The following is a 16666-nucleotide window of genomic DNA, read 5'->3' as shown; positions in this document are numbered from 1 at the left end:
CGCGTTCAGCGACCTTATGGCTTCCAAGGGGAGGAGAAAACGCATGAATCCGTTTCGCACGTTTCGCATCGATTACGTTTTTTTCTTCAGTTTTGCCGGTTTTATCGCGGTCCTCATCACGATCATGATGATTGTTAGTTATCGCTTCTCGGCTGATGAGCAGGCGAACAGTGCCTCCATGTACCAGCAGGCGGTGCTGCAGCAGCTCAACAAACAGCTTACCGACCAGATGAGCGCTGTGGAGCAAACCTCGCTAGCCGTGTCCATCAACTCGCCTCTGGTGAACTATTTAACAATGAAAGGAGATTATTATGCACGCAAGAAGGCCAGGGACGAGCTGAATCGGGATTATTTGGCGCCAATGCTGAACAGCTCGCGCTCGATGTTTTCTTTTCAGATTTATATGAACGATCCGCTTCAGGTCGATCCCAACGCCAACATTCAGTACCTCCCGCTGGCCACAGCCAGCCGGGAGATCTGGTATCCGGCCATCGACAAATCCGACTTTCTCTGGATCGGCCAGCGTGAGGTCGGTTCGCCGCAGGGGAAACAGCAGGTGATCAGCTTTGTCCGTAAAATCACTTCACTTGACGGTGTGAACCACGGAATTCTGATTATCAATGTCCGGGTCAAATTTTTGCAGGACATTCTGACGGAAGATAATTCCTTGGCCAGCCGGCTCCTGCTCGACTCCGGCGGCCGGATGATCATGCACACCCGGATTGCTCCGCCTCCCGAGGAAATCAGCGCCATCCTGGAGCGGGTCAGCGGAGACACTGGGCATGCGCGTCATCTTCTGACCGCCGCCGGCTCGCTGCCTGAGAAGAACATGCTTACCGTATGGTCCCGGACATCCCCTGGCAGCTGGATGCTGGTGGAGCTTACGCCCTGGAAGGAAATTACTACCGGAGGTGTCCGCCTTGCGTGGACGATGGCTATTGTGGGAGCCGTCGCCATTTTGCTGTCCCTGTTCTTCACATTGTTCCTTTCCCGGAATTTCACGCGGCCGATCCGGAAACTGATTCAGCTGATGCAGGCGTTCAATCCCGGGAAGCGCAGGCAGCCGTTGCCCAACGAATACCGCAACGAATTCGGCAGCTTGTTCAGCGGCTACCGCAAGCTCACCGAGCGGATCGAAACGCTGTATCAGTCGCTGGAGCAGCAGTATAAGGCACAGCGCGAAGCGGAGATTAAGGCGCTGCAAGCGATGATTAACCCCCATTTTCTCTACAACACCCTGGATCAGCTGAACTGGATGGCGCTTGAAGCCGGTCAAGAGAAAATCAGCCGCGTGCTCGAGCTGATGGGGCAAATGTTCCGTATTGGCCTGTCGGGCGGCGAATCCATGATTTCGATCCAGGAAGAGCTTTTGCACGTGGATTGCTATCTGAAAATCCAACAGTTCAAGTGGGGCGAAGGATTGGAATGGCACATCGATTGCCCGAAGGATTTACAGCATCTGATGATTCCGAAACTCACCCTGCAGCCCTTTGTGGAAAACGCCGTTATGCATGGTTTTCATGGCAGACGCCAAGGACGGATCCAATTGACATGTCAGGAAGAGGACCGAGGCATCCGGATTTGGATTCGGGACGACGGCATCGGGCTGCGCGAAGACTGGAAAACACGGAAACGCCATCCGACGGGCGGATACGGCATCCGCAACGTAACGGAACGTATTCAGGTTTATTTCGGTCCGCCCTTTGGCGTTACGCTTCGCAACCGTGCCGATGTGCCAGGCACCGAAGCGGAGATCTACTGGCCGAAGCTGGATCAACAGCAGGATCAGGAAGGGGGAAAAAATCATGTGGACCATTGCTATCGTGGATGACGACCGGCAAGCGCTCGGCGGCATGTCCCGGTTAATCCCTTGGGAGCAGCTCGGCGTACGGCCCGTCGGGGAGGCCATGGATGGCGAAGAAGGACTCCGGCTGATCGAGTCAAGCAAGCCCGATATCGTCATCACGGATATCTATATGCCGGTAATGAATGGTCTCGACATGATCGAACAGCTCCGTAAGCAGCAATATACCGGCAAAATCATCATTTTGAGCGGGTATTCGGATTTTGAATATGCTCGCAAGGCACTGCGGCTTCAGGTCGACGATTATTTGCCCAAGCCGGCCTCACCGGCAACGATCCGGGAAGTGCTGCAGCGCGTCACACGCGAGTTAACGGAGCGCCGAGCGTTGGAGAACAGAGAGCGGGAGCTGCAAAACCGACTCATGCAGTATGAGCCGTTTCTGGAAAGGGAATGGGTCAAATCCGTGCTCATCGGAGGGTCCTCTTCCCCGCTAACGGATTCCTCCCGTATGCTGGACCGGCTGGGATGGAAGAATGCCCAATTCATGATGCTAGCTTTAGAAATTAAACGCCAAGGACGTATGGAAGGGATCTCCGTCCGGGACTGGCACCTGTTCCGGTTTGCCGTGGGCAACACGGTAGAGGAGCTGGCCGGTCAGGACGGTCTGCGCAGCTATTTCCTGGAGCTGCATAGTCACCATATGGCGCTGCTGTTGTATAAGCCCCTTTCGTGGCCGACCGAAGCGTTCCGCTTGGAAGTTCTGGCGCTGGCAGGGCGAATCATTTCGTCCGTGCATCGATTCCTCAGGGTCAAACTGCATATCGGTGTCGGTCTCCGTAAGGACAACTGGCTTGCCATCTCCGATTCCACCGAAGAAGCCTTCCAAGCACTCGCCGAGCGGCGCGAACCGGATTCCGCCCATCCCTGCGTCTACGTATATAATGAAGGCGGCATTCGGCGTTCAGCACGACGGAACATACGTCCGGTGCGGTTTTTCCAGGAGATGGCCGACGCAGTAAGGACCTTTGACGAGCCTAGAGCACTGCTGGCGCTGGAGGACTTCTTCCGCAAGGACAGCGGCGCGGCTCAGCTTCAGACCGACGAACTAACCGCCATCGGAACACAGCTGTTCGCCATCCTCTCCTTTACTCTGTACGAGTCCGGCATCCGGCTCGACGATGAGCTCTCTCTCACGGACTTGACCAAAGAATTGGGGCAATTGGAAGATGCCCAGCAGTGGAAGGCATGGGTAGCGGACAAAGTGAGCCGAATCTGTTCGCGTTACACGCCCAATGAAAACCTCAAGCATAAGGAAACGGTCGAATATATCATCCAATACATTCATGAGCATTACGCCGAGAACATTCATCTTCAGGATCTGGCCAACCAGGTGTATATCTCCAAAAACTATCTCAGTACCATATTCCGCCAGTTTACAGGTGAAACCTTCGGCGATTATTTAACCAGGGTGCGAATGGAAAAAGCCAAGAGCATGGTTATCGAGAAAAAACTGCTGATTGCAGAAATCGCCGAGCGGGTCGGATATCGGAATGTTCCGTACTTTACCACCCTGTTCAAAAAGCATACCGGGCGCAGTCCCACCGAGTTTCACAAAGCCTAATGATCAGTTCTGTTCTGAAATTTCCGACTCATGAGCATCCCGCCTCCTCATTCGATCATCGTAAAATACTGAAATGATTCGTTGTTTTGTCGCCTACGAGAAAGGTCCTGGACTTGGTACGTTAAAGAAGCAGATCAGTTAATTAAGGGAGGTTCATCCGATGAGAAAATCATGGCATCGTCTCGCTTCTGGCGCTGCGGCCGTGTTGTCACTGTCCCTGGTACTCTCCGCTTGCAGCGGAATCAAGAAAGAAGAAGCCGGATCCGCGGAGCCGGCAGACGGCAAGTCCATCACGCTCCGAATCATGTGGTGGGGATCTCAGGCAAGGCATGACGCAACTCTGAAAGCGCTTGATTTGTACTCCGAAAAGAACCCAGGCATCACATTCGAACCGGAGTACCAGTCATTCGACGGGTACCAAGACAAGCTGTCGACCCAGTCCGCGGGGAAAAACACGCCGGATATTTTCCAAATGGATGCCGCCTGGTTCAACGATTGGGCGTCCAGCGGACGGCTGGAGGATCTCTCCTCCATACCGACGGACCATATCGATAAGGCGCTGCTTGAGACAGGCACCTACCAAGGCAAACTGTACGCGATGCCGCTCGGCAACAACGCTTGGGGCATGGTGTACAACAAGACGATGATGGATAGCCTCGGCGTTCAGCCGCCGAAGACATGGGACGAGTTTTTTGCCATGGCGCGCGACCTGAAGCCGAAGCTGGCCAAGGACCAATACCTCACGCGTGACCTGACTGCGGACGGCGCGTTCTACATGTCGTATCAGCTGAGCATGGGCAAAGGCTTTTCCATGAGTAAGGACGGAAAATTCCATTATGACGAGGCTACCTGGAAGGATTGGATGAACAAATGGGCGGAGCTGCGCAAGGACAATCTCGTGACACCGCCTGACGTCACCGTATCGGATAAAGCGCAGGACGCACAAATGGACCTGCTCATTCAGGAGAAGATTCTGCTTCGGGGCGCGCATGCCGCGGAATTCGGCGGAACGGATGCCTTAAAACCCGGCGTGTTGGCGTTAACGACCCAGCCGAGGGGAACGCAGGCAGGCGGCTGGCTGAAAGCCTCCATGTACTGGAGCGTCAGTCCCAACAGTCAATACAAAGAAGAGGCGAAGAAGTTCATCGACTGGTTTGTCAACAGCGAGGAAGCCGGAGAAATTTTGGGTACTTCGCGCGGGATTCCGGTTAACAAAACCGTAGCCGATGCGCTCCAGCCCAAATTTACGGACGTCGATAAAAGCGCCCTCGGCCTGATTAACGAGGTGTCCAAGGACGGAGCCGCGTTTGACCCCGGTCCAGGGAATAAGGGCGGCTGGGCCAACTTCACGAAGGAATACGACAATATCACGCAGTCGATCATGTTCGGTAAAATCAGCATCGACGAGGGCTGGGACCAGATTGTCAAATTGAGCAAAACCCTGGAGTAATCCATGCCGTTAAGCTGTCTGTTTGAGTTTGGTAAAAACCGCCACGCGATAGCGATGGCACTCCGTAAAGCACCCGAAAATACCGGGTGCTTTACATTATGGAGCTTTGAAGTCTCCATAAGGCCTTTTAATTTTCTTCTTTAATTGGATACAACTCCTCTAAGCTGTTCATGTCTTTACTTCCAAGTACCGTTTCTCTGCCATTGGTGGTCATGTATCCATACTGGGATTGGCCTGAATGTGTAGAAACATTATAGAAAAACAACCGATCATTGCTAATTTGTGGATTCGTGAATTGGTTTACACGTAAGGGTATTCTGTTAGTAGTTTGCCCTATTCTTTGTTGACGTCGCTTCCTCGGAAGAATACGTACACGCCTTGGACGACGATAAGGATCAACCAGATCATCGTAACGAATATCCCCGATTCCTCATGATAGAACCAGATCTTCCCCGTCAGAATGGACTCTTGCAGTCCAGGTAAAAGCGGCGTGTCCATCCGCAGCCAGAAATTAACGATGATGTGAACAACGATGAACAAGGCAAGATGCTGCTTGAAATCCTTACGATTACCGAATTCTTTTTCCAGATTCATGTTCCTTGTCACCTCCCCGATTCGTGTAATGATCCATGATGTGATCGATATAGCGAACCACTTCTTCATCCATGCCGTAGATCAGCGGCGATTCCTGACTGGCTGCGTCGATGAAGCGAAAATATTTGGACTGTAGTTCCTCATCGCCGTTAAACCAACTGGATATGCATGCCTTCCATTGTTCGGCCAAATCCTCCACCAGAGGAGCGTCTTCATCGGCTCGCATGCTCTTGCGAGTCTTCTTGATAAGCTCCAAAGCCGTTAACAGGCGCGGGTCCTCGCTCCCGATTAAGGGAAGCTCCCTCAGCGCGTCGATCTCCTCTTCGGTGAATACATCGACTGGAAACGTGGCCGGAATCTCGTGATTTACAAAATGCGGACTGTCGATTCTTTCGATGATATTAAAAACATGCTCATCATTTCGCCTACCCGACATTTCAATCGTTTGAATTACGCCTCTCAATATAAACTGCTTGCGCTTCAGATCATCGATCTTCTTCGAGGCCTGCTCGATCTGGGCTTGCAATAGTGGAACCCACGGGTCCGCATCCGGCTCCGCTGCCGGTATTTGTTCATCGAATAATGCTTTGATTTGTTCCAGCGAATAGTCCATGGATTTCAAGGACAGGATCGTCTGGAGCTTGATGATGGCCTGATCATCGTAATAACGGTAGCCGTTTTCCCTTGAAATCGTCGGCTTTAAGAGTCCGATCTCATCATAATAATGCAGCGTTCTGCGGCTGATCTTGACTTTATGAATCATTTCTCCAATAGAATACATCATGCCAAGGCTCCCTTATCTTCCATATTTCATTCTCCATTAAAGAATACAACATCAGAAGCGTCGCTGATGAGATAGATTCCGGAGATGGTAGCAATTACGGCAAGAGCTTCATGAGTATACGGTTCGATTTTTTGATTGATTTTGATCAAGAGTCCGTTAGCTTTGTCGCCCATTAAATATCGGAGCGTAAGCAGCATGCACGGCGGTGCAATCATGACCGCACAGTATGCAGCCAGCATGGGCATCCACTCATAAACCTCAATTCCTCGCGTAGTCATCAGTCCGATGGCTGACAGAAAGGGAAGCATCGTCGCGGCCTCGATCATGGATACCGTGATGCCTAATTTCATCATGGAAGAATACGTATCCTGAGGTTTGATTCGTTCCAGCTTATTGCTCCTTCCTTTCGGTTTTTTGTCCAGCCACACGCCAATCAGCACGAGGATGGCCCCGAGTAATAGCTGAATGTACGATATGACAGCATGCTCCTTCCACGCGGATAGCCAAAATTCAAACATCGCTCCCGCTCCGTTCATGAGTGCGATGCCCAGCAAAATATAAAAACCGGCTACGGTCAACAGATACACCATGATTCGATCAGGACGGTAGGCGTTAGATAACAACAAAAAAATCGTCACGACGATCGATGCAAAGCTAAGGCTATCCAGCAAGGCCAATCCCAGGATGGTAATCCACATATCGTCCCTCCCTTATGTCATGATGCGATCCTATATATTCATAACATTGACGTTAACGTGGAAGTCAACGGCAAAAAAACGCCGCATGGTCTATAGACAACACGGCGTTCTTCTTTAAGGGTAAATATGATCTATTATTGAATCTGAATCCGATACGCCAAGCTGTCAAAATCCCCGCGCAGCGGCAACTCGATCCCGATGCTCATGAGTGCCCTGCCGCTCCATGTACCGGCCACCCCCTCAATGGCATACGACTGATCGGCTTGCAGCCCGGTCAGCTGCAGTCTCGGGAGCGGCTCGCCCAGCTTCTGGCTGTGCAGGAAAGCAAACAGCACGTTGTCGCTGCCGTCTTCGCTGCCGTACTGCACGGCCGTTACGCCTTTATGCCGAAGTGAGTCTAGGCGATACTGGCCGTTCCACAAGCCACCTTTAAAAAAATGATATTGACACGACACCAAACGGTGACCTAAAATCAAAGTATCACCAAATGGTGTCCAATTAGCAGCCATGCTGCCAATGCCTTGACTGTTTTTATAGGTAAAGACCATGCTCTTTACAGATGCCCGCATTAGCAAAGTAAACTGTTCCAAAATAAGTAGGGGAGTTGGGGATATTGAGCTTTTTTCAAGACATGTTCGCCGTATTCAAAAAGAGAGAGCTGCCATTGTTGGAAAGCCGCAAAGAATCAGAAGACGTATATTCATTTTTATTTGAGAAAGATAAGGATTTAACCTGGAAAGCAGGGCAATATGGTTTGTTTAGCATCACGCATAAGACCATCAAAAATCCTACGAAACCATTCAGCCTAGCTGCCGCTCCCGCAGAGAATATGGTTAAAATCACAACACGTATTGGTGAAAACCCAAGCGATTTCAAGAAAGCACTGCTAGAATTAAAGCCCGGCATGAAAATCAAAATGAGCGGTCCTGTAGGGTCCTTCTATCTCCAAGATAACAGCCCCTCGCTGCTGATCGCAGGCGGAATTGGCATCACACCGTACCGGTCAATCCTTAAGCAGTTAGAGGCCGAGGGGAGTAAAGACGCGAAGCAGCAAAAACTGCTCTATTTGGATGGCAATAAAGCTTATATTTACAAAGATGAGCTTGATAAATTGGCTACCCGAACTTCACTAAATGTAGCTTATCTTGATTCAAGGGATGACTTGCATGAGGAAATTGAAAGGTTTAAAGCCTTACATAACAACAATGGTAAATACTTTATAGCAGGACCGAAGTCCATGGTGGAGTCTATTTCTAGCTATTTACTAAATCAAAATATATCCAAGCGGAATATTAAAAAGGACGCCTTCTTTGGATATTAGTTCATCTTTGAAACCTTTACTTGAAACCATGCTGCAAAGGTGGTGAAATATAAACGACGGTCCCCTCAAACATCTTTAGATTACTAACAGCGAAAATCAATTCTTTTAGGAGGGTTGTCGTGATAGAGAATCATTCATCAAGGGATGTGTTTGACGCCATCGCAGATCCCACTAGACGCCAACTGATTCATCTGTTGTCACAGGCGGACGAGAAACCACTTCATGAACTTACGTCGCAGTTTTCAATGGGCCGAACCGCGGTATCCAAGCATTTGACCGTTCTTAAAGAGGCCGGACTGGTGCTTGACCGGAAAGTAGGCAGAGAAACACGATTTAAGCTGAACGCCGCTCCGCTTCGAGAAGTCCAGGATTGGGTGGCTTATTACAGCAAATACTGGACGACCAATATGTTGCGCTTGGGCCAGCTTTTAGAGGAGGAGAAACATTGAGCTTAGTATTATCCCTGGATTTTCAGTACACCACATCGATCGAGAAGGCTTGGGCGGCCTTAACCGATCCCAACAAGTTGGCACAGTGGATCACGGCCAATGATTTTAAGCCTGTCGTGGGGCATCGTTTTCAGTTTCGCCATGAGCCGAACGAATATTGGGACGGAATCGTTGACGGCGAAGTGCTGATCGTGGAGGAACCGACCCGGTTGTCCTATTCCTGGGCTGCCGGTGACGAACGGCATACCGTTACCTGGACGCTGCAGGATTTAGGAGACGGAAGAGTTAACCTTCATCTCGAACAAACGGGCTTCTCCCATGTTCATGGACTCGAAGGGGCCAGATATGGCTGGAAAGAATGGTTCGGCAAGTTTGAACAGGTGCTGGAACCATAATCGTATTCGGTATGAAGCTCGAACCCATATAAACCGGCTGCAAATGTGCGGCCGGTTTATATCTGTAATGTTGGACATGCTGGCAAGCTCTCATTTTTTCAGGTTTGTAAAACGATTGAATGACGTATTGATCATAGGAGGGTACAACATGGAAGCTTTCAAAGAATTTTTAGAGCGTATTGATAACCCGCAGCATCGCGCCCGAACGGAAGAAGTGATCAGTTGGGTCACTACAAAGTTTCCCAATTTAATGCCAAAAATTGCGTGGAATCAGCCCATGTTTACTGATCATGGCACTTATATTATTGGCTTTAGCGTATCCAAGCAACATCTGGCTGTTTCCCCTGAACAGGCAGGGATTAGTCAATTCGCTGATGAAATTGTGCAAGCTGGCTATGGTCACACCAAGGAATTGCTGCGTATACGGTGGGACCAACAGGTTGATTTCTCACTGCTTGAGAGGATGATCGAATTTAATATCATGGATAAAGCAGACTGTTCAACCTTTTGGCGGTAAATAGGGCAAACCGGATTTCCGTTCATGGCGAGTCGTCGAATCTTGATTGAAACTTTTTTGTTAATGCCGGGGGCAGGGTCTCCTCCCGTAAAGCCTAAACACCTTAGCTATATGGTTTAGCCTAACATATCTAATCGCGAGCGATGATACAACATTCCATCCCGTCAGGCCCCGTAAAGCTGGCAAAACGGCCGACGCCGGGCTTTTCCCGAGGTTCGAGGATGGCATGCGCGCCGAGTGACTCGGCTTTGATCAAGCTTTCTTCACAGTCATGAACGACATAATAAACTTTCCATTCCGACTTTCCATGTTCAGAAGCAGAGACGGTTACGCTGCTTTCATATTGATCTTTTTTGCAATAAAGAACTGCTGCATCCCGATTTTGGTACTCAAGGTTCCAATCGAATAGCTTCGAATAGAACTCCCCCGAAACTTCCAGATTGGTTGTCGTAAGCTCCAGCCAGCCCGGCAGTCCTTCGGCTGCCATACCCAAATTCAAGTGATGGGGTTCCTTGGCTGACTGCAAAGTAATTACGGCACCCGTCGGATCCTGGATGGTTGATAAACGCAAGTTCATGACGTCAAAAGGCTCGACCAGCACAATTCCACCTAAAGCTTTAACCTTGGCAACCGAAGCATCCACATGCTGAACACCGAAATACAAGCTGGTATGAGGCTTAGCTCCCTTGGGAATAACCGGAGAGTCAAGGGCAGTCAGGCTGCCCCATTCTCTTTCGCTTGAATGCATCTTGGTCATGACTCTTCCCGGCAGAAGCTCCTCCTTAAATCTCCAGCCGAATAAATCTCCGTAAAATGTTTTTGTGGTGTCGATCCGCGGCGTCTTTAAGTCCACCCAAGCCAATTGGCCTTCCGACTGATATGTTTTCATAGATCGTCCTCCCCCTCACGCAAAAAAAGCGCACACTCCTCCCAAGGAATGTGCGCTTGTGCGCTTAAATATGATGTAACTCAGTGTCTAGAATACCACGGCAACCATGCAGTTTCAATAAGCGAATAATGCTGACCCAGGCAGATTCCCTCTCCTATCCACCCAGCTTTACAGATTTATTTCTTCGCGGAAGCTCCTTGCCTTCTGTACAAAATTCCCTGGATCAGTTTGTACAAAAAGCACAGAAGAAGCGAGAAGGCAATCATCATGAAATACGTGTTCCAATTAAAGAACTGATTATTCATATGGATCGATAAAATACCGGTCGTAATGGATTCGATATGAGTCCAGTCTGCTTCACCATATCTCGCTTTGAATGCATCAGCTTGGATTTTCCTATAAATGTCTAGCCTATGCAGCTGATAGGCATAGCCCGCAATGATATAGCAGCCAAGCGCTATGATCAGCAAGCTTGAAACGCTGAGGGCCATCTTCACATGTTTCAGTATACGAATCCATTGATAGACCAACACCGGAAAAAGGATGCAAAGCGGGATGAGCAGCAGTATAGCCGGATTGCCGTTACCTGAACTGACGCCTGGTCTAGGTGTCATCGCATTTCCGAGCAAAACCAGAATCAAGCAGACCAGCGCATTGATGAGCAGACCGGCATATCGTTTCATCCTCATTTGTCATCCCCCCGCTCAAGCTTACCTGCAAAAACCAACAATCTCTTCATGAATGAGCTCAGGCATCTCATGATTGATCGCATGACCCGCGTTCTTCACAATTCGGTGATTGATCCCATACTCCCTAAGTCTCGCGAGAGACTTCGGATAATAACTCAACATATCATGGTCCCCGATCAGAAATAAGGATTTATCCCGAATCGTCTGAATCGCATCTTGTGGATAAATCGTAATCGAATGCTTCATCATTGAACGGTTGTTAAAGTACTTAAGCAGATAGGTCCAATGCTGCAAGAGGTCGGGGTTCTTCTCAAAAGCGTCTGCGCTCGCACCACACAGCTTTCGAAGCAATTTGCGGACATTTTGTTCCGATGGAAACATGGCTTCCGGCAGAAATGCCTTCATCATCTTGCTCATCACTTCGAGCTGGCTGCCGGGAACTCTGCCTGCCATGCATACGATTTTCCGAACCTTTTCCGGCCTGGCAATCGCATAATGGTAAGCAAGATAAGCGCCATAGGATACGCCGGCGATGTAAACAGACTCCAGCTTCAGAACATCAAAAACCTCATCCAACCATTTCACCTGATTAAAGGCTCGGTCGTAATTCGCGTTGGGCTCGCTCTTCCCCGAACCTCCAATATGATCGACCGCGATCACATGATAGCTGGCAGACAGCTCCCTAGCGTTATAGATCCACATCAATGCTGAATGATCTCCTGTACCGTGAAAGAGAAGCAGCGGCGGATGCTCCGGATTCCCGGCCGTTATGATATGCGTGATACCGTATTGGGTAGACACATCTGCTTCCTCGTAGGGTACATTCCATCCATTTAGCAATCGGTCGTAGGATTCATGGATAAGCCTGCGGCCTTCCTCGCTTTTATAACGCTTCACTCCTCGTCCCCCTATAAAGCTTGGTTTTTCATCAGACTTTCTGCTCCCGATGTCGTGTCTTTACGAGTTAATGCCTTTTTCACCTGTTATGTAGTGTCTTTTATGGAATTGTGAGATCATCACAATACAACCAAGCGGTGGTTTACGGTCCTGGCATTGGAGGTCTCATGTGAATCTCAATGCTTTGCACGAACCCATGATCATCAAAGTTGATATACAGCCACTGGTTAGGGCCATCTTCCTTTCCGGCCCCCAGATTATACACAGCATGATCGGTTTCATTCACGCTCCACATGGCATTATCGTTAGCCCCCAGAACATTCATGATCTCCGCTTGCATTAATCCGATCAGATCATGCTCCTTCAACATCGATTCGACCATCAGCGCACGCTCTTCCGGATAACCGACCCATCGGTTATAGTCAAATCGATGCTCCGACTGAGTCTGTGATAAGGCATATAAAGAGAAAAATAATAGAATCACACCGATGCTTGCAGTAAACCACAAATGCTGTTTATGCAGCTTTATCCATGACACCCGAGCGATCATATACAGCGCAGACCATAGCGTTATGATTGGCAACGAGGCAAACATTATTGTGCCGAATGTCATTTCGGCTTGAAGGTGGTAGATGAGCCGGATCCCGATTCCATAGGCGATCAGGTAGAAAGCAGTGATAAGTCCGAGCACGAGGGCATGCGGATTCCATCTTACTTGATATTCAGATGACATTATCTCCTCACCCCCATTCCATGCTGGCGGGTTCCTCACCGCGTACCATTCACAGCCAACTCAAAGCCTTCTCATTAGCTTCAATCCGAACTCCTACTGCTTGCTGCCCACTTTTTCCTCGCCCGAAACGGTAATTCAATTCACGGCCGTTCCTCTACCTTTGACTAGCGGAATCGTCTATTCATTTCGAAATGCGCCCGTTCCCTGCCAGACTCTATAAATATTTCCTTGGGATACTTAACGGCGGTTGGCGGCAGCTGATCCTCTGGAAAATAAGCCAACTCCACCATTTCCTCATTCTCCGTATCCAGCTCACCCGAAATGACCCTGCATGCAAACACAATGGTCAGATACTCCACCTGGTGTCCATTGCCATAGGTATACCGGCGCCCCTCTCCGCCGTAGACCCCAAGAATCCGTTCAGGAATTACGTCAAGGCCCGTCTCTTCCTTCGCCTCCCGGATCATGGCATCTGCCGGCAGCTCCCCTAATTCGATCGAGCCGGCGATTAATCCCCACTGCGACTCCCGATGCTTACGCCCAAACAAAATATGACCTTGTTCATTCCGAATAATACCTGCTACGCTTGGCATAAAAATCAGTTGGTTCCCAATCTTCTCTCTCAATGCTCGGTAATAATCCGACATTCCCATTGCTGTGTTCAGCTCCTCTTTTGCAAGTTATGATTTCCCCTCGAAAAACACGCTCAGAATAAGGACGGATTAAACATGGTTAACGGCAAAATATTACCCGCCAGGAGGTTGTCGGAAATCTGCCGCATAACCCCCGCGTCCCGATAATCGATGTATCCACTTATAAGGTCCTGCAGGCGTACCCAACAGTAATCTCGGATCTCATCCGGAGCAGGCCGAAGGGCCCCTCCTGTTATTTCCCCGACAAAGTGAAACATGACGACATGACTGCTCAAGCTGCTAACAAACTGGTATACGCCGGTGGTTCCCGTCAGCCGGACATCATATCCGGTCTCTTCCTTGACTTCCCGGACGGCAGCCGCTTGAATCGACTCTCCCTTCTCGATTCGACCGCCTGGAAAGCTCCACTTATTCCTCACTAAAGGTTTATTCTCTTGAATGAGAAGTACCCTGTCTTCATGCACGATGGATACGTTGACCACCAGTACACTTCCGTTGTTTGTCATGCTGATCCTCCTAGCGGCCTCATACCTAAAAAAACAAACCCGCCTATGGCCAAATGTCAGAGGCGGGTTCTAAGGTGAGATGTAATTGTTCCTCAAGCGTATTCCAGTTCTTGATAATTGGATGGATATCGACAGTTTACCTTTATCAACCATGAATCGCAAGGATTCTCACGATACGATACCCCATAGGAATCAGACAGTGCCCCGTCCCTTCTTTCCTTTCCCCTCAGATCGTCTCCTTCTCACGAAGGAGCATCCACTTCCGGCCGAATGGATCGGTTACATCCAAAAACCAGGCAAAACCTTCATCCCGGGTCTCCTCAACCGCCGCACCAGCTGCTGCAAGATAGGTGCGCAGCTCCTCGATTTCCCGGTTGGTTTTGAAAATAAATGAAGCTTCATCGTATGTAACATCGCTTGGCCGGGGGGAGCATTCCAGGATCAGATTTGGACTGTTATATAATGTGAGCATGTAAAAGCCCGGTTCTTCCATTAAAACATTGAAACCAAAGTACGTAAGATACCACTCGGCAGCAGCATGAAGCTCCGCCTCAGGAAAGGTCATGCGGATATCCTCCAGAGCCTCCAGAACAGGTACATGCTTTTCTTCCTCAGTCTCTGGTGACAGAGGGACCGGCTTATATCCTCCCTCAAAGCATAGGGCCTTCACCTCACCTGCATGAAGCGCCCGATTGTAAATACGGAGATCGTCAATGCTCCCTCGTAAGAAAAAATAAGGTTCATCCGTCGATTTTCTGCCAATATACATTGGCTCATTATTATACGGCGTGAAACTTCCCTTCCGTTCTGCGGTCAGCATGCCGTTTACGTACATCTTATAATCGGAGTCTGAGTATGTAACCACTACGTGGTACCACTGATCCTTCACAATCCTGGCCGGGAATGAGAGATCCGGCTCACGAAGGAAGCCGTGTAAGACGATGCCCGCATCCTTTGTGCTAAGCTGAAGAACCCGATTCCGGTTATGCCCGTCCTGAGAGAGGATAGCGCTATGCCAGCCCCGTAACACGGTCTCATCATCATAGCGACACCACACGGAGATTGAGAATGCTTCCTGAGGAAAAATCGGCGGCTGCGTAATCTCAACGAAACCTCTCTTCCCATCCAAGGTCAAGGCACTCTCTTTGCGACCAAACCGATCCGGACCGTACCGCACCTCTGTCGGAAAACCTTGATGCTCGCCGCCGCTGCTATCCTTAATTTCCTTGTTAAACAGATATTCAAGGATAAGCCCGTTACGCAAATCGATAGGATATTCCGACCTGCCGAATAACTCGTCAATCGTGATGCCGAACAGATCAGCAAGCATTGGAATGAGCATAATGTCCGGACAAGACTGCCCATTCTCCCACTTGCTGACCGCTTGATAGGTAACCCCGAGCCACCCGGCCAGCTGCTCCTGTGTCAAACCGAGCTGTTTTCTGAGTCTGACAATATTTCCGCTTATCACATTGTACGCCTGATCCATCTTGCAAGACCACCACACTTTCCTTTGATGAATCCACTATAACCAATGCCTAATCGAAGGTGTATAACGCGGAAGTAGAGCAATCGCTCTCCCCTTCTCAACTTCCGGTTGAACTGTTGCAAACAAACAGCCTCCCACAGGTTCCCTCCTTCAAAAGCTCTCATACCTGTTCCAGCAGCTCCGGCAGCATGTCCAAATGCTTCGCAAGCCAGTCCATTTCCCATGTAAAACGGGCAGGAGGCCCTTGATGTTCAAGAATGTTAGCGTTGACCCACCACACGCTCTCCATATACCACAGCCAGCGAATGCCTTGAACGAGATAGCCTTCCGGCACTTCCCGTTCTTCAAGGTAGCCTTCCATAAAGGCGGAAACCAAGACTACATCCAGCTCCGAATGGAGCGCGCATGATAGGACGGCGCGTGCGATATCCAGCTGCGGATAATCGTAGTTGAGCCGGTCAAAATCAAGAATGGCCGCCACCCCTGCAGGTCGAAACAACAAATTATCGACCCATACATCGCGATGAGCCCATCCGGGCTGCATGGGGTTCAACTCATCCCGAAACCGTTCCGTTGCAGTATACTGGGTTTCCAGGGCCGTGAGTACTTCCGGGATCTCACTCTCCGCAGCATGCTCCATGGCTCTCTTCCAATAGTCAAGACGCTCCATGCGGCTAGGGGGAACGAATTGCGGCTTGTCCTTCACTCCGAGCGAGCCATCGTTCAATACCCGATGCATGAGGGCGACCTCTCTCCCCAACGCCCGCATTTGATCGGCATTCGTTCCCCCGGGAGCAACCAGCTGCCCTTCGCAGAATTCCATAACCATGAAACGCTCGCCCTGATCCGACTTCAGGAAATAACGTCCCTCATTCGTAAGCAACGCCGGGCATTTCCCCCCTCTAGTTCGCAAGCGGATCTGCTGTGAAAACGCCATCAGCAGCACTTCCTCATCATACAGCTTAAATCGTTCCCGGTTATATTGCTTCAGAAGATATGTCCCCTGATCCGTCTCCAATTTCCATTTCAGATTCAGCCAGCCCCGGCGAATCGAAATCGCCTCATGAACGACAAGACCCATGTCGCGTTGAATCGAAACAAGTAAATCCTCCAAAATCATCCTATCCGCTTGAACCTGCTCCACCGTTATAACCAACTCCTACCGAGCATGTTTTTT

19 protein-coding genes are annotated in these 16666 nt (G+C 49.8%); 7 read left to right on the top strand and 12 right to left on the bottom strand.

Going from position 1 to position 16666, the window contains the following annotated elements; genetic code table 11:
- Nucleotides 1-43: 43 nt before the first annotated feature.
- The 3 genes from MKX76_RS02370 to MKX76_RS02360 all read left to right on the top strand — a co-directional run bounded on the left by MKX76_RS02370 (nucleotide 44) and on the right by MKX76_RS02360 (nucleotide 4875).
- Nucleotides 44-1831 carry a cache domain-containing sensor histidine kinase gene (locus MKX76_RS02370; protein ID WP_210094735.1) on the top strand — a complete coding sequence of 596 codons (1788 nt, stop codon included), beginning with the start codon at nucleotides 44-46 and terminating at the stop codon, nucleotides 1829-1831.
- Nucleotides 1806-3425 carry a response regulator transcription factor gene (locus MKX76_RS02365; RefSeq protein WP_210094736.1) on the top strand — a complete coding sequence of 540 codons (1620 nt, stop codon included), beginning with the start codon at nucleotides 1806-1808 and terminating at the stop codon, nucleotides 3423-3425. Before MKX76_RS02370 ends, MKX76_RS02365 begins: the two co-directional genes overlap by 26 nt.
- A 160-nt stretch (nucleotides 3426-3585) precedes the next feature.
- Nucleotides 3586-4875, top strand: a complete 1290-nt coding sequence (locus MKX76_RS02360) for an ABC transporter substrate-binding protein (RefSeq protein WP_210094737.1) — start codon at nucleotides 3586-3588, stop codon at nucleotides 4873-4875.
- 333 nt (nucleotides 4876-5208) lie between these two features.
- Here MKX76_RS02360 and MKX76_RS02355 read toward each other — a convergent pair whose 3' ends face one another.
- From MKX76_RS02355 to MKX76_RS02340, 4 genes are all read right to left on the bottom strand, one after another.
- A complete protein-coding gene (locus MKX76_RS02355) occupies nucleotides 5209-5469 on the bottom strand; it encodes a 2TM domain-containing protein (RefSeq protein ID WP_007127960.1) in 261 nt (86 codons plus the stop codon).
- Nucleotides 5444-6253, bottom strand: a complete 810-nt coding sequence (locus MKX76_RS02350; protein WP_341032909.1) for a MerR family transcriptional regulator — start codon at nucleotides 6251-6253, stop codon at nucleotides 5444-5446. The genes MKX76_RS02355 and MKX76_RS02350 overlap by 26 nt, the downstream gene beginning before the upstream one ends.
- 26 nt (nucleotides 6254-6279) lie before the next feature.
- Nucleotides 6280-6951, bottom strand: coding sequence for a GAP family protein (locus MKX76_RS02345; RefSeq protein WP_341032908.1), 672 nt, complete (start codon nucleotides 6949-6951; stop codon nucleotides 6280-6282).
- 134 nt (nucleotides 6952-7085) lie between these two features.
- Nucleotides 7086-7373 (bottom strand): GH36 C-terminal domain-containing protein, encoded by a 288-nt coding sequence (locus tag MKX76_RS02340; RefSeq protein WP_445669833.1) that lies wholly within the window; start codon nucleotides 7371-7373, stop codon nucleotides 7086-7088.
- Between the two features lie 191 nt (nucleotides 7374-7564).
- Between MKX76_RS02340 and MKX76_RS02335 the strand changes: the two genes are divergently transcribed.
- The 4 genes from MKX76_RS02335 to MKX76_RS02320 all read left to right on the top strand — a co-directional run bounded on the left by MKX76_RS02335 (nucleotide 7565) and on the right by MKX76_RS02320 (nucleotide 9633).
- Nucleotides 7565-8272: an FAD-dependent oxidoreductase gene (locus MKX76_RS02335; protein ID WP_341032907.1), complete on the top strand. Its 708-nt coding sequence runs from the start codon at nucleotides 7565-7567 to the stop codon at nucleotides 8270-8272.
- Nucleotides 8273-8391: 119 nt separating this feature from the next.
- Complete coding sequence (locus MKX76_RS02330; RefSeq protein WP_007127955.1) at nucleotides 8392-8721, top strand: ArsR/SmtB family transcription factor; 330 nt, start codon at nucleotides 8392-8394, stop codon at nucleotides 8719-8721.
- On the top strand, nucleotides 8718-9116 hold the full coding sequence (locus MKX76_RS02325) for an SRPBCC family protein (protein ID WP_341032906.1): 399 nt from the start codon (nucleotides 8718-8720) through the stop codon (nucleotides 9114-9116). Before MKX76_RS02330 ends, MKX76_RS02325 begins: the two co-directional genes overlap by 4 nt.
- A 148-nt stretch (nucleotides 9117-9264) precedes the next feature.
- Nucleotides 9265-9633: an iron chaperone gene (locus MKX76_RS02320; RefSeq protein ID WP_341032905.1), complete on the top strand. Its 369-nt coding sequence runs from the start codon at nucleotides 9265-9267 to the stop codon at nucleotides 9631-9633.
- Nucleotides 9634-9763: 130 nt separating this feature from the next.
- Here MKX76_RS02320 and MKX76_RS02315 read toward each other — a convergent pair whose 3' ends face one another.
- The 8 genes from MKX76_RS02315 to MKX76_RS02280 form a co-directional block, all read right to left on the bottom strand.
- Complete coding sequence (locus tag MKX76_RS02315; RefSeq protein WP_341032904.1) at nucleotides 9764-10522, bottom strand: VOC family protein; 759 nt, start codon at nucleotides 10520-10522, stop codon at nucleotides 9764-9766.
- Between the two features lie 176 nt (nucleotides 10523-10698).
- Nucleotides 10699-11211: a hypothetical protein gene (locus tag MKX76_RS02310; protein ID WP_341032903.1), complete on the bottom strand. Its 513-nt coding sequence runs from the start codon at nucleotides 11209-11211 to the stop codon at nucleotides 10699-10701.
- Between the two features lie 21 nt (nucleotides 11212-11232).
- A complete protein-coding gene (locus tag MKX76_RS02305) occupies nucleotides 11233-12108 on the bottom strand; it encodes an alpha/beta fold hydrolase (RefSeq protein WP_341032902.1) in 876 nt (291 codons plus the stop codon).
- 142 nt (nucleotides 12109-12250) lie between these two features.
- Nucleotides 12251-12841, bottom strand: coding sequence for a hypothetical protein (locus tag MKX76_RS02300; protein WP_341032901.1), 591 nt, complete (start codon nucleotides 12839-12841; stop codon nucleotides 12251-12253).
- A gap of 164 nt (nucleotides 12842-13005) precedes the next feature.
- On the bottom strand, nucleotides 13006-13494 hold the full coding sequence (locus MKX76_RS02295) for an NUDIX domain-containing protein (RefSeq protein WP_341032900.1): 489 nt from the start codon (nucleotides 13492-13494) through the stop codon (nucleotides 13006-13008).
- 53 nt (nucleotides 13495-13547) lie between these two features.
- Complete coding sequence (locus tag MKX76_RS02290; protein WP_341032899.1) at nucleotides 13548-14000, bottom strand: NUDIX hydrolase; 453 nt, start codon at nucleotides 13998-14000, stop codon at nucleotides 13548-13550.
- 226 nt (nucleotides 14001-14226) lie between these two features.
- Nucleotides 14227-15489: a LamG-like jellyroll fold domain-containing protein gene (locus MKX76_RS02285; protein ID WP_341032898.1), complete on the bottom strand. Its 1263-nt coding sequence runs from the start codon at nucleotides 15487-15489 to the stop codon at nucleotides 14227-14229.
- A 160-nt stretch (nucleotides 15490-15649) separates the two neighbouring features.
- Nucleotides 15650-16633 (bottom strand): phosphotransferase, encoded by a 984-nt coding sequence (locus MKX76_RS02280; RefSeq protein WP_341032897.1) that lies wholly within the window; start codon nucleotides 16631-16633, stop codon nucleotides 15650-15652.
- Nucleotides 16634-16666 lie beyond the last annotated feature (33 nt).

It is taken from the genome of Paenibacillus sp. FSL R5-0810 (genome assembly GCF_038002285.1).
In the GTDB taxonomy this organism is placed as follows: Bacteria; Bacillota; Bacilli; order Paenibacillales; family Paenibacillaceae; genus Paenibacillus_AQ; species Paenibacillus_AQ lactis.
This window is presented reverse-complemented; position numbering and strand designations above follow the sequence as displayed.